At 73.4% G+C, this 17,409-nt stretch carries 23 protein-coding genes; 11 read left to right on the top strand and 12 right to left on the bottom strand.

The genetic code is table 11. The annotated features are described in order from the left end of the window. The first annotated feature begins 97 nt into the window (after positions 1–97). Entirely contained in the window at positions 98–883 is a 786-nt protein-coding gene (locus ACFVXG_RS34745; protein WP_387933438.1) for an SDR family oxidoreductase, read from the top strand. A gap of 31 nt (positions 884–914) precedes the next feature. Further along, positions 915–1,436, top strand: coding sequence for a hypothetical protein (locus ACFVXG_RS34740; RefSeq protein ID WP_387933436.1), 522 nt, complete (start codon positions 915–917; stop codon positions 1,434–1,436). Positions 1,437–1,443: 7 nt separating this feature from the next. On the opposite strand, the gene ACFVXG_RS34735 is transcribed toward ACFVXG_RS34740, so the two are convergent. From ACFVXG_RS34735 to ACFVXG_RS34725, 3 genes are all read right to left on the bottom strand, one after another. Then, a complete protein-coding gene (locus ACFVXG_RS34735) occupies positions 1,444–1,719 on the bottom strand; it encodes a hypothetical protein (protein ID WP_387933434.1) in 276 nt (91 codons plus the stop codon). 61 nt (positions 1,720–1,780) lie between these two features. Beyond that, complete coding sequence (locus ACFVXG_RS34730) at positions 1,781–1,912, bottom strand: hypothetical protein (protein ID WP_387933432.1); 132 nt, start codon at positions 1,910–1,912, stop codon at positions 1,781–1,783. Positions 1,913–2,050: 138 nt separating this feature from the next. Beyond that, positions 2,051–3,484: an aldehyde dehydrogenase family protein gene (locus tag ACFVXG_RS34725; protein ID WP_387933430.1), complete on the bottom strand. Its 1,434-nt coding sequence runs from the start codon at positions 3,482–3,484 to the stop codon at positions 2,051–2,053. A 59-nt stretch (positions 3,485–3,543) separates the two neighbouring features. Between ACFVXG_RS34725 and ACFVXG_RS34720 the strand changes: the two genes are divergently transcribed. The 4 genes from ACFVXG_RS34720 (at position 3,544) to ACFVXG_RS34705 (ending at position 6,152) form a co-directional block, all read left to right on the top strand. Continuing rightward, complete coding sequence (locus tag ACFVXG_RS34720; protein ID WP_387933429.1) at positions 3,544–4,197, top strand: TetR/AcrR family transcriptional regulator; 654 nt, start codon at positions 3,544–3,546, stop codon at positions 4,195–4,197. Positions 4,198–4,235: 38 nt separating this feature from the next. After that, positions 4,236–4,721 carry an SRPBCC family protein gene (locus ACFVXG_RS34715; protein ID WP_387933426.1) on the top strand — a complete coding sequence of 162 codons (486 nt, stop codon included), beginning with the start codon at positions 4,236–4,238 and terminating at the stop codon, positions 4,719–4,721. 126 nt (positions 4,722–4,847) lie between these two features. Further along, positions 4,848–5,267 (top strand): hypothetical protein, encoded by a 420-nt coding sequence (locus ACFVXG_RS34710; protein WP_387933424.1) that lies wholly within the window; start codon positions 4,848–4,850, stop codon positions 5,265–5,267. 6 nt (positions 5,268–5,273) lie between these two features. Further along, positions 5,274–6,152 (top strand): hypothetical protein, encoded by an 879-nt coding sequence (locus ACFVXG_RS34705; RefSeq protein ID WP_387933422.1) that lies wholly within the window; start codon positions 5,274–5,276, stop codon positions 6,150–6,152. Between the two features lie 4 nt (positions 6,153–6,156). Here ACFVXG_RS34705 and ACFVXG_RS34700 read toward each other — a convergent pair whose 3' ends face one another. After that, positions 6,157–6,516, bottom strand: a complete 360-nt coding sequence (locus ACFVXG_RS34700) for a DoxX family protein (RefSeq protein WP_387933420.1) — start codon at positions 6,514–6,516, stop codon at positions 6,157–6,159. A 61-nt stretch (positions 6,517–6,577) separates the two neighbouring features. On the opposite strand from ACFVXG_RS34700, the gene ACFVXG_RS34695 reads away from it, so the two are divergent. After that, positions 6,578–7,495 carry a LysR family transcriptional regulator gene (locus tag ACFVXG_RS34695; protein WP_387933418.1) on the top strand — a complete coding sequence of 306 codons (918 nt, stop codon included), beginning with the start codon at positions 6,578–6,580 and terminating at the stop codon, positions 7,493–7,495. A 76-nt stretch (positions 7,496–7,571) separates the two neighbouring features. Here ACFVXG_RS34695 and ACFVXG_RS34690 read toward each other — a convergent pair whose 3' ends face one another. The 3 genes from ACFVXG_RS34690 to ACFVXG_RS34680 all read right to left on the bottom strand — a co-directional run bounded on the left by ACFVXG_RS34690 (position 7,572) and on the right by ACFVXG_RS34680 (position 10,504). Beyond that, the gene (locus ACFVXG_RS34690) at positions 7,572–8,243 is read right to left on the bottom strand and encodes a TIGR03086 family metal-binding protein (RefSeq protein ID WP_387933416.1); all 672 of its coding nucleotides are present in this window, start codon (positions 8,241–8,243) and stop codon (positions 7,572–7,574) included. Between the two features lie 111 nt (positions 8,244–8,354). Next, entirely contained in the window at positions 8,355–9,896 is a 1,542-nt protein-coding gene (locus ACFVXG_RS34685; RefSeq protein WP_387933413.1) for an AMP-binding protein, read from the bottom strand. Between the two features lie 86 nt (positions 9,897–9,982). After that, a complete protein-coding gene (locus ACFVXG_RS34680; protein WP_387933411.1) occupies positions 9,983–10,504 on the bottom strand; it encodes a hypothetical protein in 522 nt (173 codons plus the stop codon). A gap of 398 nt (positions 10,505–10,902) precedes the next feature. Between ACFVXG_RS34680 and ACFVXG_RS34675 the strand changes: the two genes are divergently transcribed. Then, positions 10,903–11,607 (top strand): DUF4232 domain-containing protein, encoded by a 705-nt coding sequence (locus ACFVXG_RS34675; RefSeq protein WP_387933410.1) that lies wholly within the window; start codon positions 10,903–10,905, stop codon positions 11,605–11,607. 126 nt (positions 11,608–11,733) lie between these two features. Here the strand turns inward: ACFVXG_RS34675 and dmpI are convergent, their stop codons facing one another. The 4 genes from dmpI to ACFVXG_RS34655 form a co-directional block, all read right to left on the bottom strand. Then, on the bottom strand, positions 11,734–11,916 hold the full coding sequence (gene dmpI, locus ACFVXG_RS34670) for a 4-oxalocrotonate tautomerase DmpI (protein WP_387933408.1): 183 nt from the start codon (positions 11,914–11,916) through the stop codon (positions 11,734–11,736). A 123-nt stretch (positions 11,917–12,039) separates the two neighbouring features. After that, the gene (locus ACFVXG_RS34665) at positions 12,040–12,936 is read right to left on the bottom strand and encodes a LysR substrate-binding domain-containing protein (RefSeq protein ID WP_387933406.1); all 897 of its coding nucleotides are present in this window, start codon (positions 12,934–12,936) and stop codon (positions 12,040–12,042) included. Positions 12,937–13,077: 141 nt separating this feature from the next. Continuing rightward, a complete protein-coding gene (locus tag ACFVXG_RS34660) occupies positions 13,078–14,265 on the bottom strand; it encodes an alpha/beta hydrolase family protein (protein WP_387933404.1) in 1,188 nt (395 codons plus the stop codon). A 181-nt stretch (positions 14,266–14,446) separates the two neighbouring features. Next, positions 14,447–14,965 carry a hypothetical protein gene (locus ACFVXG_RS34655; RefSeq protein WP_387933402.1) on the bottom strand — a complete coding sequence of 173 codons (519 nt, stop codon included), beginning with the start codon at positions 14,963–14,965 and terminating at the stop codon, positions 14,447–14,449. 176 nt (positions 14,966–15,141) lie between these two features. On the opposite strand from ACFVXG_RS34655, the gene ACFVXG_RS34650 reads away from it, so the two are divergent. The 3 genes from ACFVXG_RS34650 (at position 15,142) to ACFVXG_RS34640 (ending at position 16,875) form a co-directional block, all read left to right on the top strand. Further along, entirely contained in the window at positions 15,142–15,615 is a 474-nt protein-coding gene (locus ACFVXG_RS34650) for a DIP1984 family protein (protein ID WP_387933400.1), read from the top strand. Positions 15,616–16,037: 422 nt separating this feature from the next. Beyond that, positions 16,038–16,304, top strand: a complete 267-nt coding sequence (locus tag ACFVXG_RS34645) for a hypothetical protein (RefSeq protein ID WP_387933399.1) — start codon at positions 16,038–16,040, stop codon at positions 16,302–16,304. A gap of 202 nt (positions 16,305–16,506) precedes the next feature. Then, positions 16,507–16,875 (top strand): hypothetical protein, encoded by a 369-nt coding sequence (locus tag ACFVXG_RS34640; protein WP_387933397.1) that lies wholly within the window; start codon positions 16,507–16,509, stop codon positions 16,873–16,875. Here the strand turns inward: ACFVXG_RS34640 and ACFVXG_RS34635 are convergent. After that, positions 16,830–17,402 (bottom strand): hypothetical protein, encoded by a 573-nt coding sequence (locus tag ACFVXG_RS34635; protein ID WP_387933395.1) that lies wholly within the window; start codon positions 17,400–17,402, stop codon positions 16,830–16,832. The genes ACFVXG_RS34640 and ACFVXG_RS34635 overlap by 46 nt on opposite strands. Positions 17,403–17,409: the final 7 nt, after the last annotated feature.

The following is a 17,409-nucleotide window of genomic DNA, read 5'->3' as shown; positions in this document are numbered from 1 at the left end:
CATTCCTTCGTCGCCTCGGGTCAGGGCAGCAGGAGCCACCCAACAACGGGGGCGGCGGGGAGATCAACTCCCGGCCAGGGACGAAACGGAGACGATCGTGACGAATGACCTGGTACTGGTAACCGGCGGCACCGGCACCCTGGGGCGGCGGGTCGTACCGCTGCTGCGCGCGGCCGGGCGGACGGTGCGGGTGCTCAGCCGGCAGGAACGGGAGGCGGGCGCCGACGGCGTGACGTACGTGCGCGGCGACCTGCTCGGGGACCAGGCCGAGGCGGCGGCCCGGCTGGACGAGGCGCTCGCGGGCGTCGGCACCGTCCTGCACCTCGCGGGCGGCCCCAAGGGCGACGACGAGGCCACCCGGCGGCTGGTCGCGGCCGCCGTGCGGGCCGGGGTGCGGCACCTGGTGTACATCTCGGTGATCGGTGCGGACAAGGTGCCGCTCGGCTACTTCCGGGCCAAGCACGCGGCCGAGGAGGCGGTGGCCGGCTCGGGCCTGCCGTACACCGTGCTGCGGGCCGCCCAGTTCCACGACCTGGCGTTCACCGTGGTCGAGAAGATGGCGAAGCTGCCCGTCCTCCCGGCCCCCGGCGGGGTCCGCTGGCAGCCCGTCGACGTGCGCGAAGTCGCCGCCCGGCTGGTCGAGTTGGCGCTCGAGGAGCCCGCCGGCCTGGTGCCGGACCTGGCCGGGCCGACGGTGTACGAGATGGGCGAGCTGACCCGTGCGTACCTGGTGGCGCGGGGCCGCAGCCGCCGGCAGCTGCCCGTACGGGTGCCGGGCAAGGTCGGGCGCGCCTACCGGGCGGGGGCGAACCTCGCCCTGGCCGGGGCCGAGCACGGGCGGCGCACCTGGGAGGAGTTCCTGGCGGAGCGGCTGGCGGGCTGAACTGTCCTTGGCGGGCCGTAGGGTGACCGCCATGTCGTTCCTCGATCGCCTCCGGGCCACCCCTGCCACCGTCGACTACCTGCTCTGGCCGGGGGACTTCTCCCTCGACGCGTACTCGCACGTGGAGGAGGTCGTGTTGGCCTCCGGCGAGGCGCTGGAGGAGGTCGGCAAGTGCGCTGCCGGCGGCACGTTCTTCCTCTGCGGCGAGGGCGGCGACGAACGACCCGTCCTCTACGCCGACTCGGAGGGCGGCGCGGCTCTGCTGGCCGCCGACCTGGAGGAGCTGGTCCGGCTGCTGCTGGCGGTGCCGTGGTGGCACGACTTCGTGCGGCTGACCGAGGAGGAGAGCGCGGAGGCGGCCGAGGCCTACCTGGCCGACGAGCCCGACCTGCTCGCCGACCGGGACGCGGCCGCCGCCGCGATCGGCCTCGAAGTCCCCACCCCGGCCGAGGCCCTGGCCCGCCTGCGCGAGGCCGCCTTCGGCCTCGGCCCGGCCTACGTCCTGCTCAACGCCGTGGAGGGCAACGCCTACCGGCCCCTCTTCCGGGCCTGACCGCGCCTCAGCGGCCCCGGAGGAGGTCGGCCAGTTCGAGCGCGACCGCACCCTCCGGGGCGTCGGCGTCGTGGAGGTGGGCGAGCAGGCGCAGCACGGCGCGGTACTCGCCGCGGCTGAGCCGCACCGGCGCGCCCGCCCCGTCGAGGTCCTCCGCGACCGCCCGGGCCAGTTCGGCCGTGTCGCGGGCGGCGCCGGCCGGGTCGCCGCCGACCTGGACGACGCCCGTCGACTGGATGACCTGGCCGGCGATGGTGACGTTGCCGCTGATCCGGTTGACCATGCTTCTCCCCGTGCTGAATTGACGATCGGTCAGCAGGGTAGCCGGTGCGGACGTGGTGCGGTCAGGGGCGGCGGCCGCGTCGCTTGGACCAGCCGGTGTCGGGGTCGTCGCCCGAGTTGCCCGTGTTGACCGCGGAAGGGTGCCGGTCGGCCGGTCGGATCGTGATGACGCCCATGTCGTGGTTCTCCCCCATGTCGGATGCGTGCGCTCTGGCTCGCAGAACGCTATGGGCGGCCCGGGCGCTCCGCATCCGTACGGGTACTCAGGCGGGCTGAGTCGATCCGCGGTCGTCCTTGAGGTGTTTCCGGGAGGTGCTTCCGGGGTGGCGTGCTCAGAGGAGGCGGCGGAGGAGGCGGGACTTGAGGGGGGTGAAGGGCGGGTAGGCGGGGCGGAGGGGGTCGGCGAGGAGGGGCTTGTCGAGGACGGACTTGGTGTGGCTGAAGGTGTCGATGGAGTGGGTGCCGTGGTACCGGCCGAGGCCGCTCTCGCCGACGCCGCCGAAGGGGAGGCCGGGGACGGCGATGTGGGCGTTGGGGACGCCGAAGGCGAGGGCGCCGGAGGAGGTCTCGGTGGTGAGGCGGCGCTTGGTGGTGTCGGAGGCGGTGAAGGCGTAGAGGGCGAGGGGCTTGTCGCGGGCGGTGATGAAGGCGATGGCGGCGTCCAGGTCGGGGACGCGGATGATCGGCAGGACCGGGCCGAAGATCTCCTCGCGCATCACCGGGGCGTCCGGGTCGACGTCGGCGAGGACGGTGGGGGCGAGGTAGCGGTCGGCGCGGTGGTGGTCGCCGCCGGTGACGAGGCGGCCGTCGGCGAGCAGGGCGGTCAGCCGGTCGAAGTGGCGTTCGTTGACGATGCGGCCGTAGTCGGGGCTCCGCGCCGGGTCGGTGCCGTACATCTCGCGGATCGCGGCGGTCAGTTCGGCTTCCAGGGTGGCCGCGGTGTCGCCGATGGCGAGGACGTAGTCGGGGGCGACGCAGGTCTGGCCGGCGTTCATGAACTTGCCCCAGGCGATCCGGCGGGCGGCGGTGGCGAGGTCGGTGCCGGGTTCGACGACGACGGGGCTCTTGCCGCCCAACTCCAGGGTGACCGGGGTGAGATGGCGGGCGGCGGCGGTCATGACGACCCGGGCGACGGTGCCGTTGCCGGTGTAGAAGACGTGGTCGAAGCGCTGCTCCAGCAGGGCGGTGGTCTCCGGCACGCCGCCCTCGACGACGGCGACGGCCTGCTGGTCGAGGGTGCGGGGCAGCCAGTGGGCGATGGCGGCGGAGGTGGCGGGGGTGAGTTCGCTGGGCTTGACCACCGCGCAGTTGCCCGCGGCGAGCGCGCCGACCAGCGGGGCCAGGGCGAGCTGCAGCGGGTAGTTCCACGGGCTGATGATCAGCACGGTGCCCAGCGGCTCGCGGACGGTACGGGCCCGGGCGGGCTGCAGGGCGAGCGGGACGGGGATGCGGCGCGGGCGCAGCCAGCGGTCGAGGTGGCGCAGGGTGTGGTCGATCTCGTTGACCGTGAAGCCGATCTCGGTGGTGTACGCCTCGGCGGCGCTCTTGCCGAGGTCGGCCTGGAGGGCGGCGGTGAAGACGGCCTCCTGGTCGACCAACAGGCGGCGCAGGGCGCGGAGTTGGGCCTTGCGCCAGGCGAGGGGCTTGGTGCGGCCGGTGGCGAAGGCGGCGTGCAGGCGGGCGACGGTCGCGGCGGGGCCGGAGGCGGTGAGGGCTTCGGCGGAGGCGGGCGCGGTTGCGGGCGTGGCTTCGGCGGAGAGGCTCATGCGGCCGAGCATAAACGAAACGAAACGATTTCGTTTCCAGTTTTCGATAGACTTCCGGCATGACCCCCAGCACCACCCCCGCCCACCCGGCCGACGCCGCCCCGCCGCGCCGGGGCCGCCCCCGCGACGCCGCCCGGGACCGCGCCCTGCTGGACGCCACGCTGGCCGTCCTCGCGGAGAGCGGCTACGGCGGGCTGACCACCGCCGCCGTGGCCGCCCGGGCCGGGGTGTCGACGGCGACCCTCTACCGCCGCTGGTCCTCCAAGGAGGACCTGGTGATCGCCGCCGCCGCGCTGCACGGCGAGAGCTCGTACGAACAGCCGGACACCGGCGGGCTGGAGGGGGACCTGCGGGTCGTCCTGCGCGACAAGGCGGCCAGCATGACCGGCGAGCCCGGTCGGCTGATCCGCGCCCTGATCGGCGAGGCCGCCCACAACACCGCCCTGGCCCGGGCGCTGGTGACGGCCTTCCTGCGGCCGGTGTACGGGCGGGTCGCGGAGGTCGTCCGGCGGGCCGTCGAGCGGGGCGAGATCCCGCCGGTCGACGGCGCGGAGCTGCTCGGCGAGGTGGTGGTGGGCCCGGTGATGACCCACTTCCTGCTCACCCCGCAGCTGCCCGAGGACGTCGACGAGGCCACCGCCCGGGAGACCGCCGACCGGCTGCTGCCCTTCGCCCTGCGGGCGGTGGGCGGGACGGTCCGGCCGTCCGCCTGAACGCACCGGGCGACCCCCCTTCGAGAAGTGGAGCTTTGATGCCCTGGTTCACGCTCGACCGCTTCGACCCGTCCTTCTTCGACACCGCGCCGCACCGCCGGGCGTACGTGCTGGACCTGCCGGTGGCGCCGGCGGCGGTGTGGCGCGGGCTCGCCGGTGACGCGCCGCTGTCCTGGTGCCGGGGCCTGGCCGGCGGCCGCTACACCTCGCGGCCGCCGCACGGCGTCGGCACCACCCGGGAGATCACCGCGCTGCGGCTGCTGCGGCTGCGGGAGGAGTTCATGCGCTGGGAGGAGGGCACCCGGCACTCGTTCTGCGTCACCTCGGCGAGCCTGCCGCTGTTCCGGCGCTTCGGTGAGGACTACCTGGTCGAGCCCACCCCGACCGGCACCCGCTTCACCTGGACCTTCGCCTACGAGCCCAACCCGCTGCTGGCCCGCCCGGCCGCGCTGACGGACCTGCCGAACGCGCGCTTCCTGCGGACGCTGGTCGCGGACACCAAGCGGCACTTCGGCGCGGCCTGACGGTCGCGGCCTGACAGGCGCGGCTTGACGGGTGCGGAACGGGTCGGTCCGCGTGGTGCCCGGCGTCCGGGCGGGGTATAACGCTGCCTGACAGGCAGAGCGTCCATATTCGTCGGGGGAGACCACATGGACCCGGAACTGACCTCACTCGCGGGCGTCGCGGCGGCCGCCGTCGTCCAGCAGTTGACCAGCAGCGCCTGGGAGCGGATCCGGTCCGCCGTCGGGGAGTTGTGGCGGCGCCGGCACCCCGAGCGGGCCGAGACGGTGCTCGCCGAGCTGGGCGAGGCGCGCGAGGACGTGGCCGAGGCGCGCCGCGCGGGGGACGATCAGGCCGAGCAGGAGGTGGTCGACCTGTGGGGGGCCCGGCTGCGCCGGCTGCTCGCCGCCGACCCCGGGGCGGCGGTGCAACTGCGCGCACTGGTTGAGGAGTTGACCGGTGCCCCGGCGCCCGCCGCGCCCCAGCAGTCGGTCACCATGAACGCCCGGGCCTCCGGTCGGGCCCGGATCAACCAGGCCGCCGGGGACATCCACATCACCGAGCGGTGATGGCGGGTGAGCCCCCAAGGGCCGCCCGCGTCGGGCCCGAACCGGCCGGGGAACGGCCCGCACAACGTCAACCTCAACGCCACCGCGAGCGGCCAGGGGCGGGTCAACCAGGCGGGCCGGGACCAGCACTTCCACATCACCTTCCCGCTGGTCGGGGCGGCGCTGGTGCTGGGCCTGCTGGTGTTGGCGCTGTGGAAGCCGCTGCAGCACGTGACGGCCGGGCTGGCGGATGACAGCCCGTCGGCCTCGGCGTCCCCGGTCGTGCCCTGGACCCCGCCGAAGCACGTCGACCCGCTGCCCCCGCTGCCCCCGCCGACGACCCGCAGCCGGGTGCCGGACCCGCCGGTGCCGCCGGTGACGCCGACCCCCTCGCCCACGCCGCGGTACACCCCGCCGCCGCCCCCGCCCGACCCGGTGGACGTGGCCTTCGCCGCCATCCGCAGCGGTGATTGCCTGGACGTCTACAACACCGGGCTGGGGGAGTGGAGCCGCACCTCGCCGGTCGCGGTGGACTGCCGGGGCGGCAGCGCCTTCAACCGGGTCGCCGCGGTCGCCACCGCCGCGGCGAGCTGTCCGACGGGCATGGGCCGCGACGCGTACGGCCACACCAACCGCGACAACTCGGTGACGGTGCTCTGCCTGGAACGGCAGTTCCGGAACGGCCAGTGCTTCGTGGCCGCGACCAGCGACTACCGGAGCTACAACGGCTGGCTGAGCGTGGTGTGGGACTGCCGTTCCGGGCGGGTGCCGAAGAGCGCCAACGTGATCATGGCGATCACGGCCGTCCTCACCGTCCGGGACACCTGCCCGTCGTACAAGGGCCGGTACACCGCCGAGTGGCCGGTCCTGGACGGCAGCGCCAAGGTGTGCGCCCTGGTCGTGTAGGGCCTCAGCGGGTGACGGTCAGGACCAGGGTGGCGACGGCCAGGGCCAGGTAGCCGACCGGGAAGTGGAGGTTGTGCAGGACCCTGGTCCGGACGTGGGCCGCGACGGCGCCGACGTAGAACAGCACCAGTCCGAGCGCCGCCGCGACGCCCAGCGGCGGGTAGCCGACCAGGCCGATCAGCAGTCCGGTGGCGCCGGCCGCCTTGAGCGAGGCCAGCCAGGGGATCCACTCGGGTTGGAGTCGCACCTCGGCCGAATTGGCCAGCACGAACGGGGCTTTGGCGAAGTCGGCGGCGGCGATTCCGGCGTTCGCGACGATGGCGAGGACGGTGACGGCGGTGACGATCAGTTGGGCGAAGGACATGGCTCCAGCCTCTTCGCGGGCCCGCGCTTGCGTCCAATACCTGCTTCCATAACCTGGTGGAATGGATGTGGACACCCGGCTGCTGCGCACCTTCGCCGCCGTCGCCGAGGACGGCAGCCTGACCCGCGCGGCGGAGCGGCTGTACGTCTCCCAGCCCGCGCTGACCAAGCAGATCCGGCAGTTGGAGGCGCTGCTCGGGGTGCCGCTGTTCGTCCGCTCCCGGGCCGGGATGGCGCTCACCGTGGCCGGCCGGAGCCTCGCCGCGCGGGTGCCGGGGCTGCTGGCGGACTGGGACGCGACGCTGCGCGAGACCAGGGGCGCGGCCGCCCGGGCGGAGCGGGTGCTGCGGGTCGGTTTCCTGGCCAGCGCCGCCAACGAGGCCACCCCGGGCATCGTCGCCCGGTTCACCGGGTGCCGTCCGGGCTGGCGGGTCGAGATGCGGCACACGGCCTGGTCGGACCCGACGGCCGGGCTGGCCGCCGGGGAGGCCGATGCGGCGCTGCTGCGGCTGCCGTTCCCCGGGCAGGAGCGGTGGCGGGTGGCCGAGCTGTTCGCCGAGCCGCGCTGGGTCGCGCTGCCCTCGGCGCACCGGCTGGCGGCGCTGGAGGTGGTCCCGTTCCGGGAGTTGTGGGACGAGCCCTTCGTCGCGGCCCCGGCCGAGACCGGCCGCTGGCGGGACTACTGGGTCGCCGCCGACGAGCGGGAGGGGCGCCCGGTCCGCTTCGGCGCGGTGGTGGAGCACCCGGACGACTGGCTGAGCGCCATCGCCAACGGCTACGGGGTCGCGCTCGCGCCCGCGTCCACCGCTCGCTTCTACGCCCGGCCGGGGATCGTCTACCGGCCGGTGAGCGGGGTGAGCCCGAGCCGGATCGCGGTGGCGTGGGCGGCGGCGGACGACGGCGACCCGGTGGTGCGGGACTTCGTGCACTGCTGCCGGGAGGCGGCGGGGGTGACGGAAGAGGACCTCACCCAGGAGTGAGGGCCGGGGGCCGGGGAGGGGTGGCAGCCCTCAGCGCCGCCACCCCCCGTTGGCTTCTCGGCAGCGGGGTGGTGGTTCATTGAGCCAAACCCCGCCTTGGGGTGAAAGCGGGTGGGGATCCGGGCGGGGTTCGGTGGGGTTTCGGTGAGCGTCCCATCGTGCGGAGGAGCCGGGCCTGCCGGGAGGGGGCCTCGGCGGGTTCGCCGGGCGGGGCGGCGAAGTAGCGGTGGGTGCTGCCGGGGTCGACGGGGGTCTCGGGCAGGCCCGCGTAGACGGCGTCGAGGTGCTCGTGGAGCCAGTCGACCAGGGCGGGGTGGAGGGTGTCGTCCAGGCCGAGGGCGGTGGCGAGGTCCCAGGTGTGCACCGTGCTGTCGGCGGTCCGTACGGCGAGTGCCTGTCGGCCGGTGAGCGGGCCGAGGGGGTGGTCGAGGATGCGGCACAGGGCGTCGGACTGCCCGTAGGCGTCGGCCAGTCGCCGGACGGAGGCGGTGTAGGCGGCCACGGGGGAGTCGCCGAGGGCGTCGGCGTCGCGGAGGCGGAGGAATTCGGCGCGGCCGCCGCCGGTCAGCAGGAGGTGGTGGTTGAGGTTGCCCCGGGCCATGTGGTTGACCAACTGCCGTACGTTCCAGTCGGTGCAGGGGGTGGGCAGGGTCCACTGCCCGGGGCGGACGGACCGCAGGGTCCGTTCGAACTCGCCGCCGGCGAGCAGGAACCGGTCGAGGAGTCCGTCGAGGGCGGCACTGGTCATGCGGCCCATCCTGGCGGCGAGGGCCCGACCCGCACCGGCGGGTTCCGGACCTCGCGCTGGGGCGTTCCCCGGCGCGAGGTCCGGTGAACGCGGGGAACGCCCCGGGCGGGGTCAGTGCGCGAGGGCCTCGCGCAGGCGCTTCTTGTCGGGCTTGCCGACGGAGGTCAGCGGGATGGCGTCGACCAGGTGGAGGGCCTCGGGGGCGTAGATGCGGCCCTTGTTGGCGGTGACGAAGGCGCGGACGTCGTCGAGCTGCGGCTCGTGTCCGGGGGCGGGGACGACGGCGGCGTGGACGTGTTCGGCCTGCTGGTCGTCGCGCACGCCGTAGACGGCGCACTGGGTGATGGCGGGGTGGGTGAGCAGCAGGTCCTCGACCTCGGTGGGGTAGACGTGGCCGCCGACCACGATGATCAGGTCCTTGAGGCGGTCGGCGAGGTAGAGGTAGCCGTCGGCGTCGAAGTAGCCGATGTCGCCGGTGTCCAGCCAGCCCTCGCGCAGCACCTTGGCGGTGAGCTCGGGCTGCTTCCAGTAGCCGGCCATCAGCGTGGCCGAGCGGACGTGCACCTCGCCCTGCTCGCCGACGGGCAGGACGGTGCCGTCGGCGGCGCGGATCTCCACCTCCACGTCGGGGAAGGGCCGGCCGACCGGGAGCGGGCCGTCGTCGACGAACCGGGTGTGCTCCGCGGGGGTGAGGTAGGCGATCTTCTGGGCCTCCGACATGCCGTAGAGGCTGACCAGGACGGGCCCGAACGCCTTGACGGCCTCGCGGATCCGGGTCGGGGAGGCGGCGCAGCCGCCGTAGTCGAGCCGGCGCAGGCTGGACAGGTCGGTGCGGCCGAGGGCCGGGTGGTCGAGCAACTGGTAGATCAGCGGGGGCAGCGTCCAGATGTCGGTGATGCGCTCGCGCTCGATCGCGGCGAGCACCGCGCCGGGCTCGAAGCCGCGCTGGAGGACGACCGTGCCGCCGCGGTGGAGCGTCACGTCGGAGAGCACGCCGGCCAGGTGGGCGAGCGAGGTGGCGGCGAGCAGTCGGGGCGGCTCCTCGTCGGGGCTGCCCGCGAAGGCGACGTCGAACATGTCGCGGTAGGGGCCGTGCAGGCTGAGGATGCCCTTGGGGATGCCGGTGGTGCCGCCGGTGTGGCGGATGCCGATGTCGTCGTCGGGGCCGATCCGGACGTCGGGTTCCTCGGCGGGGCGGGCGGCGGAGGCGGCGATCACGTCCTCACCGATGCCGGTCGCGCCGTCGGGGCCCAGGGTGAGGACGGCCGGGACGTCGATCAGCGGCACCAACTCGGGGGCGTCCGCGAACCGTTCGGCGTCCACGAGCAGCGCGGTGGTGTCCACGCTGGCCACGATCTCGGCCAGCACCGGGGCGCTCATCCCGTCGTACAGGTTGACCACCCGCGCGCCGGCCAGGCCCGCGGCGTAGCGGGCGGCGAGCGCCTCGGCGGTGTTGCCGGTGAGCAGGGTGACGGTCGTGCCCCGGGTGACGCCGCGGGCCAGCAGCTCGTGGGCCAGGCGGTAGGTGGTGGCGGCGAAGTCGCCGGCGGTGATCTCGGCTCCGTCGGCGGTGATGATGGCCGGCCGGCCGGGGTTCGAGGTGAGTGCCCGGAGGATGAGAGCGGGTCCGCTGACGAACTCCGGGTCACTCATGGCCACTTCTTCCTTGTAGTTTGCAACCATGTCGCCAGGCTAACCCCACGCCCCGCCATGCACCGGCGAGATTTGGCCATGCTCGCTCAGAATGTCGTCGGTGGACGAAGGACCAGGTCGGTGACGGCCTCCCAGTGCTCGTCGGGTGCGGTGAGGATGAGGTATCCGGGCTGGCCGGGCAGCTCGGGGACCAGCGCGCTGCGGCAGCCCAGGCTGTGGTGGATCTCCACCGGGACGGGCGTGCCGTCGAGGCGCAGCTCGCCCGCGCTGGTCCGCTCGACGGCCGGGCGGCGCCCGGTGCGCGGGTCGAAGTCGAAGCGGTCGGAGTTGGCCAGGAAATTCGCGAGTTCGGACTCCGGGGTTGTGAAGGAGCGGATCCGGTGCTCGGGCGGGAGCGGGCGCGAGGTCTGGACGCTGGCGAGGAAATCGCGGCCCCGGTGGTAGTTGATGTCGATGTGGCAGAGGTAGTGGTCGGTGGACTGCCGCCCCACCAGGAAGAACCAGTCGGGCGGGGCGTCGCGGACGGCGGCGATCCGCCCGCCCCACTCCTCGGCGGTCTCGCGCGGGGTGGGGAGGTGGAACTGGCGCGGTCGGTCGCTGCGGAACATCGGTCCCTCAACTCGCTTGGCGAAAAAGCTGGTTGAGTCAGTATGGCGTGGCGGGAGGGGAGGGCCGGCCGCTGTGGCCGACTTGGCCGGACCGCGCCCCCGCCGGGCGGGGCGAGGAGGGCAGTCGGCGGTCGTGGTCAAGATTCGTCGGGTCACGGGTCTGTCCCAGCGGGCGGCGGCCGGGTGCGGGGGTGCGGTGGCGGCGGGAACCGCTGTTCCGGCTGGGCGGGGAGTCCGATCCGGCGCTTCGTGGTCGGTCGGTCGTGTAACAGCACTGTCCTGACGGATGGTCGGACGGAACGGTTCACCGGGCCGGGTGGTCCTGCTCACCAGAACCGCCGCTCGTACCGATCCGTGCCGAGCAGCCGCCACCGCCACCCGATATCGAGGAAGTCACGATGCGCGTTCACAAGGCCACCTTCGCCGCCGCCCTGGTCGTCGCCGCCGGCCTGTCGCTCACGGCCTGCGGCCCCAACGACGACACCGGCACCGACCAGGCCAAGCCGACGGCCGGGGCGACCGTCACCACCGCGCCCACCAAGGCCGCCACGGGCGGCGGTTCGGGCGGCTCGGCCGGTACGACCTCGGGCGGCTCCGCCGGAACCGGTGGGACGGCCCCGAGCGGAAAGGCCACGGCCGGCGGGACGGGCGGCACGGGCGCCACCGACGGCGGCAAGGCGGGCGGCAAGTGCCGCACGGACGACCTGACGATCACGGCTGCGGACCGCACCATCGACGGCGACGCGACCCGCACCGTCGTGGTCGAGTTGAAGAACCACAGCGGCCACGACTGCTCGCTCTCCGGCTACGCGGGCGTCGACCTGAAGACCAACGCGGGCTCGCTGTCCGCCCAGCGCTCCGGCGAGCCGGTCGTCGCGGGCGTGATCAAGAACGGCAAGTCGACGTTCTTCGGCATCAGCTACCCGGCCAACACCACGGGCGGCACCGGCGTCCGCATCACCGGGCTGGTGGTGACCCCGCCGGACGAGACCAAGTCCGTCAGCCTGCCCTGGCCGGGCGCCGGTTCGCTGCCCGTCACGGACGGCTCCGGCACCCCGGTGAAGATCGGCCCGATGGGCAGCGCCGGCCAGGGCGGCCAGTAGTCGGGGCTTCTGTCGGGCGGGGCTTCGGGGCGGGGCTCCTGGAGCGATTCGGGCCCGACACGCGGGCGGGCCCGCCGGGTGTTCCTCCGGCGGGCCTGCGGTACTGCGTCGGGCGGATCCGGGAGGTTACCGGTCCGCGATGAGCTTGCCCGCGACGCCCCAGCTCTCCGGCTGGAACTCCTGGACGAAGACGAACACGCTCTCGGCGGGGACCTCCAGGGCCTCCTCGAACGCCTTGGTGACCTTCTCGACCAGCTCACGCTTCTGCTCGACGCTGCGCGGGCCCTGCTGGATGGTGACGATCGGCATCTTCGGCTCCTGACCGGGTCGCTGCCCGGCTCTTCCGCCGGGCTCTGCCGCCGGGTTCTCCGGCTGAGAACAGTCCACCCGATCGGGCCGTCCGCACCCAGACCCGAATCGCTCTCGCAGCGATCACGAGCCCTGATCGTCCCAGGTCGGGGGCGTTGTGCGGCAGGTCTCCAGGAGTAGTCGGGGCAGCGGGGCGGAGCGTCGTACGGCGATCGAGGTCGGCAGGGCCAGCGGGGTGCGGCAGCGGCGGAAGGCGACCCGGTGGGCGTTCACCATCCGGGCGTTGGCGGCGTACACCACCGTCCACATCGGGGCGCCGGTGCCGATCGAGGCCAGGGTGTCCTGGAGGGCGCCGTGCGCCGGGCCGAGGACGGGCCGGAAGCCCGCCCGGTCGCAGGCCTCCGTCACCAGGTCCACCAGCGCCGGGTGGTTGGCGCGCTCGGTCAGCCGCAGCGGCAGGTCGGCGAGGTCGGCGAGATCCAGCTCGGGCCGGTCGGCCAGGGGGTGCCGGGCGGGCAGCGCGAGCACCAACTCGTCCTCCCAGACCGGCAGGAAGCGGAGGTCGGGGTTGGTCTCGGCGATCGCACCGCGGACGAAGGCGGCGTCCAGTCGACCGTCCGACACCCGGGCCAGCCGCTCCCGTACCGGAGCGGAGTGCAGTTCGACGCGCACTCCCGGGGCCCGTTGCTGGTAGGTGTCCAGGATCAGGTCCAGCCGCTCGGCGAGCCCGGTGACGGTGCCGAGCCGCAGCACGGCGGGCGCGGCCAGGTCGGCGGCGAGCGCCCGGGCGGCGTCCTCGGCCGCGAGGACGTTCCGGGCGGCGGGCAGGAACCGCTCCCCGGCCGGGGTCAGCCGCACGTACCGGGGCGAGCGGTCGAACAGCTCGACCTTCAACTCCCGCTCCAGCCGCCGGACCTGCTGACTCACCGCCGGCTGCCCGAGCAGCAGCCGCTCGGCCGCCCGGCCGAAGTGCAGCTCCTCGGCGACGGCGACGAAGCAGCGCAGCTGCCGTAGCTCCATGCGGTCCCCCTGGTGGATCGGTCGACGGGACCCATCGTCCCAGGCCGGGGGATCGCGGGGCGGGGGAGGGCTGATGGCGCTGTACGGGAAGTCGGCGGGGCCGACTTCCTGTACAGGCGCGCCCGCAAAGCCGCATGAACACTAGTCCTGGAAGAGTACTTCCGGATTGTCCGGCGAGGGGCCGTCCAGCAGCGGACTGTCGATCCCCTTCAGCGCCTGGTCGAAGAACGCCGTCACGTACTCACGCGTGATCTCGATTCCACGTTCGGGGGCGAGGGGCGGCGTCGGGAACCCGGCCTGCTCCTCGAGCAGGTTCACGTCGGTGAAGCTGGGGTGGTTGGCGCCGGTGACCGTCAGCCACTTCTTGTAGCCGCCGAGGGCGGCCCAGGCCGGCCCCCACGTGGTGTCGGATCCGTTGGCCACGTGGGTGTCGGTCTCGCCCAGCATGAGGAACGGCCGGTTGATCTGGCCGGGCATCGGGACCGGGTAGAACTTGCCGTCCATGTTCACTCCGGCCCGTACCCGCGGGTCGGAGATCATCGTGGCGGCGGCTGTCGCTCCGCCGATGGAGTGTCCGGCCGAGCCGATCTCATGCTTGTCGATGTGGTGTGCCAGGTGCCACGCGGTAGTGCCGTGCGTCAACTGGTCGATCACGAAGGACTCGTCCAGCGCGCGGTTGGCGGTGACCGTGTTCATGTCGAGATGCACCGCGTCAGGGCAGATCGCGCACGGCGGCGTCTGGCCGTTCGCCAGCGTCTCGCCGCTGTCCCCGTTGGTGTCGCCGACGAGCGCGACGACGTAGCCGTGACTGGCCAGGTCGGTCGCGAGCGAGGTGAGCACCATGCGCGGGTCCCCGAACCCGGGCGAGAGGAGCACCAGCGGATACTTGCCGTGTTGCGGCCGAGCGCCGTCGAAGGCGTGCGTGGTGACGGCGGCGACGTTCTGCGGGGTGATGCCGGAGCTCGCCGGAATCCTCGACTGCTGGATGTGTCCGGCTGCCTCGGCGAGGGTCATGTACGGGGCCGGAGTCCCGGTCCCGGGGACGGCCGGGTAGAGCATCGTGATGGTCAGTTGGCGGGGGCCGGATGACGGCACCCACGGGTCGGGACGGCTCTCGTCGGTGAGGTGGATGACGTCCTCGCCGGCGGCGTAGGGGCCGGTCGGCGCGGGGAGCGCGCCTTGGAAGGACCGCGTGGGCGCGGTGGCCGCGGCGGTGGCAGTGGCGGTGGCGGTGGCCGTGGTCGTGGCGGCGGACCCGGTGCCGGTTCCGGTGACGAGGGCGGCGAGCGCCAGCGCTGCGATGGTGCTGATACGGCGATTGCTTTTCATGGGAATGACGCTAGATTCCGCGGCTCCGTATCGAATCGGCCCGCGGATGTAAGCATTCCGGTGCCGTTCGTAGCCCCCGCGATGTAACCGGAGTAATCCGCCGGGAGTATGTCGTGCGGCGCGGCGGTCGGGCGGCGACTCGCCGTGGGCGCACAGGAAGTCGGTTGGGCCGACTTCCTGTTCAGGTTCGGCGCCGCCGGTAGTAGGCGACGGTGACGATCACGAGCAGGGGACCCCAGAGCAGCAGCGGTGCGTAGCAGGCGTCCATCAGGAGCAGGGCCGGCCCGGTCGGGGCGCCCGGGATCCCGCCGAAGCCGCCCGCCCGGGGGATCGTCAGCAGCATCACGACGGCCGCGCCGAGCAGCGCCGGAACCGCCGCCGCCAGCGGCGCGACCCGCCGGGCCCCGATCAGCGGGATCCAGCCCGGCACCACCTCGCCCCAGGGCTTCACCAGCCCGAGGGTGAGCAGGGTGAGCCCTTCGGTGCCCAGGCTCATCGCGATGCACATGGCGCTGAACCAGCCGGGGATGTCGTGTCCGGTGGTGTCGAACCCCACCGGTATGCCGACCCCCATCGCGATCCGCCAGAGGCCGGACGGTACGGCCGTGAGCGCCGCGAGGTGCGCGACCCGCACCACCCAACGGGCCGGGGCCCGGTGCTCGGGGATGGTGGTGGTTGTCGGGTTCGCGTAGGTGTCCATGGCCTCCATGCTGGCGCGCGGCCCGCTCCGCCCGGATCGTGCCCGAGGCCCAACTCTGGTCCCCCGTGCGGGGGATGGGGGTCCTGCGTCCCGTGCGGCACCCCTGGCCACCGCACCGTCGTGCGCTGATGTGCATACTTGCCGGACGATCAGCAGGACGTAGAGGTGATGACGCGGTGAAACTGGCTGAAGCGCTCGCGCAGCGCGCGGCTGCGGTGCGGCGGGTGGAGCAGCTGCGGACGCGCGCCGTCGGCAGCGCCCGCTACCAGGAGGGCGAGGAGCCGGCCGAGAACGCGGCCGAGGTCCTGGCCCAGGCCGGAGAGACTCTGGACGAGCTGGAGCGGCTGATCCGTCAGATCAACCGGACCAACTCCACCGCGCTCGTCGAGGGCGGCGGCACCCTCACCGACGCCCTCGCCCGCCGGGACGTCCTGCGGCTGCGCCACTCGGTGATCACCGCGGCTGCCGACGCCGCCTCCGGACGCGACCAGCGCGGAGCCGTACGGCAGTTGCGGTCCGAACTCCGGATCCTGTCCGCCCTGCCGGTCGCGGAACTCCGTGCCCAGGCGGACTCCCTGGCCAAGGAGATCCGCGAGGTGGACTCCCAGATCCAGCGCACCAACTGGGAGATCGACCTGATCGAGGACTGACCCCCACGAGCGGGGTGTGGGAGAAGCAGGTAGTCGCCACGGAGGCGTGCACACACCGCGGGTCGGCGGTTTATCCGACCCTCGGCGCGTGAAGAGCAACGCAGGGGTTCAATTCCTCACCAACAGTGCAGCTCAGCACCGCGCACAAGTGACAGGGCACGTCACACAACTCACCACCATTGTGCAGATCCGGGACGACGAGGGCGGGAACGGGGCAACCCCACACCCACAGCGAGGGCCGTGCGACGAGCACGGCCCTCGCTGCGTGAGGTCATACCTCCGTGGTCCACAGCTGTATCGGTTGCACGGGAAGTCGACTGGGTCGACTTCCCGTGTTCCTCTGCGGGACCAAGAACCGGCGCGTCATGGCCACGCGGTGGGACGAGCGGAAGCTCGGTACGCACCGGCAGTACGCGATGTCAGTGAAGGAGATCGCCGAGATCGCCGCCCGCGAGCACGCGGGGGAGACGACCGATGAGTCCTGGCTGCGGGGCCGCATACTGCACGGCGTGGAATGCGAAGACATGATCGCCGCCCTTGAACGGCACGAGACCGATGGCGCCGGCCGGGCCGTGCTGGCCCTGCGAGCCGGGTTTCCCTTCCAGGCGTGGGCCGAACTGACGGCGCCGCCCAGTCGGCCCTTCGGCGTGTGGGAGACACCCATCTGGTCGTCCTGGCAGCCGACTTGAGCGCGTGCGTCGCTGTGCTGTAGCCGAAGGCGACCCCGCTGCGCAGGAAGTCGGTGGAGCCGACTTCCTGTGCGGGTGGGGATGGCGCGGTGTCGTGCGGGGCTGGGGGAAATCGGGTTGCCCGGGGTCGGGGGCGGGGCTGACGGTGTGGTGCACAGGAAGTCGGAGGGGCCGACTTCCGGTGCGGGCGGGGGGTGTTGGGGTGTTCAACCGGATCGAGCTCGGGGTGGCGCCGCAGCGGCGGCGGTGGGTGCCGCTGGTGCGGGTGTGGATCGACGGTGCGGAGGTGGTGGCGGAGGCCGTCGGGGAGGGCGGACGGGGCCCGTTCGTGGACGAGGTGCGCGACGGTCTGCTGCACGCGTCCGGTGAGGCCCGGCGGGTGGTGCTGGGGGAGCCCGAGTGCACGGGCGGGTGCTGCGGGTTCGTCTCGGTGGTGGTGCGGCGGAGCGGGGGCGTCGTGGAGTGGTCCGACTGGGAGGTGCCCTACGAGGCCGCGCGGCTACCGGACTTCCACTTCGACGCCGATCAGTACGACGCCGAACTGGCCCGGGCTGCACGGCTGCGGCAGTGAGCGAGGGCGGGTTTGATGCGGGGGTCGGGGGTGGGGGTGGTGGTGAGGAGTTCGCCTGCGGCGATGAGGGTGGTCCAGTAGTGGGTGGGGTTGCCGGTGGTGGGGAGGGGGCAGGCGGCGGTGAGGGAGAGGTAGGCGGCGGTGAGGTTGCCGGTGGTGAACCAGCGGGCCAGGCCGTGCTGGTGGCCGGCGCGGATGCCGCCGAGGGCGTCGATGGCGGTGAGGAAGTGGTCGACGATGGCGAGTTCGGTGGGGGTGAGGGTCTTGGGGATGTCGAAGACGCCGAGGGCTTCGAGGAGTTCGCCGGTGTCGGCTTCGGTTCCGGGACGGGGGTTGGCGAGGAGGGCGTCGTAGCAGTCGTTGAGGCGGATGGTGATCTCGGCGAGGGGGATGTCGAGGGCGAGGCAGACGGCGCGGGCGGCGGGGAGCGGTTCGCCGGTGCGGCGGGCGAGGATCGTGTAGGTCTCGGCAGGGGTGTGGCCGTGGTCGAGGGCGTGCCGGGCGAGGGTGGGGAGGGGAGGCTGCATCGGGGGC

This window comes from Kitasatospora sp. NPDC058162, from assembly GCF_042884005.1.
Lineage (GTDB): Bacteria > Actinomycetota > Actinomycetes > Streptomycetales > Streptomycetaceae > Kitasatospora.
This window is presented reverse-complemented; position numbering and strand designations above follow the sequence as displayed.

Excerpts from the sequence above, each read along its gene's own strand:
- ACFVXG_RS34740 (WP_387933436.1), top strand. The coding sequence starts at position 915 with ATGTCGTTCCTCGATCGCCTCCGGGCCACCCCTGCCACCGTCGACTAC.
- ACFVXG_RS34735 (WP_387933434.1), bottom strand. The coding sequence starts at position 1,719 with ATGGTCAACCGGATCAGCGGCAACGTCACCATCGCCGGCCAGGTCATC.
- ACFVXG_RS34730 (WP_387933432.1), bottom strand. The coding sequence starts at position 1,912 with ATGGGGGAGAACCACGACATGGGCGTCATCACGATCCGACCGGCCGAC.
- ACFVXG_RS34725 (WP_387933430.1), bottom strand. The coding sequence starts at position 3,484 with ATGAGCCTCTCCGCCGAAGCCACGCCCGCAACCGCGCCCGCCTCCGCC.
- ACFVXG_RS34720 (WP_387933429.1), top strand. The coding sequence starts at position 3,544 with ATGACCCCCAGCACCACCCCCGCCCACCCGGCCGACGCCGCCCCGCCG.
- ACFVXG_RS34715 (WP_387933426.1), top strand. The coding sequence starts at position 4,236 with ATGCCCTGGTTCACGCTCGACCGCTTCGACCCGTCCTTCTTCGACACC.
- ACFVXG_RS34710 (WP_387933424.1), top strand. The coding sequence starts at position 4,848 with ATGGACCCGGAACTGACCTCACTCGCGGGCGTCGCGGCGGCCGCCGTC.
- ACFVXG_RS34700 (WP_387933420.1), bottom strand. The coding sequence starts at position 6,516 with ATGTCCTTCGCCCAACTGATCGTCACCGCCGTCACCGTCCTCGCCATC.
- ACFVXG_RS34695 (WP_387933418.1), top strand. The coding sequence starts at position 6,578 with ATGGATGTGGACACCCGGCTGCTGCGCACCTTCGCCGCCGTCGCCGAG.
- ACFVXG_RS34690 (WP_387933416.1), bottom strand. The coding sequence starts at position 8,243 with ATGACCAGTGCCGCCCTCGACGGACTCCTCGACCGGTTCCTGCTCGCC.
- ACFVXG_RS34685 (WP_387933413.1), bottom strand. The coding sequence starts at position 9,896 with ATGAGTGACCCGGAGTTCGTCAGCGGACCCGCTCTCATCCTCCGGGCA.
- ACFVXG_RS34680 (WP_387933411.1), bottom strand. The coding sequence starts at position 10,504 with ATGTTCCGCAGCGACCGACCGCGCCAGTTCCACCTCCCCACCCCGCGC.
- ACFVXG_RS34675 (WP_387933410.1), top strand. The coding sequence starts at position 10,903 with ATGCGCGTTCACAAGGCCACCTTCGCCGCCGCCCTGGTCGTCGCCGCC.
- dmpI (WP_387933408.1), bottom strand. The coding sequence starts at position 11,916 with ATGCCGATCGTCACCATCCAGCAGGGCCCGCGCAGCGTCGAGCAGAAG.
- ACFVXG_RS34665 (WP_387933406.1), bottom strand. The coding sequence starts at position 12,936 with ATGGAGCTACGGCAGCTGCGCTGCTTCGTCGCCGTCGCCGAGGAGCTG.
- ACFVXG_RS34660 (WP_387933404.1), bottom strand. The coding sequence starts at position 14,265 with ATGAAAAGCAATCGCCGTATCAGCACCATCGCAGCGCTGGCGCTCGCC.
- ACFVXG_RS34655 (WP_387933402.1), bottom strand. The coding sequence starts at position 14,965 with ATGGACACCTACGCGAACCCGACAACCACCACCATCCCCGAGCACCGG.
- ACFVXG_RS34635 (WP_387933395.1), bottom strand. The coding sequence starts at position 17,402 with ATGCAGCCTCCCCTCCCCACCCTCGCCCGGCACGCCCTCGACCACGGC.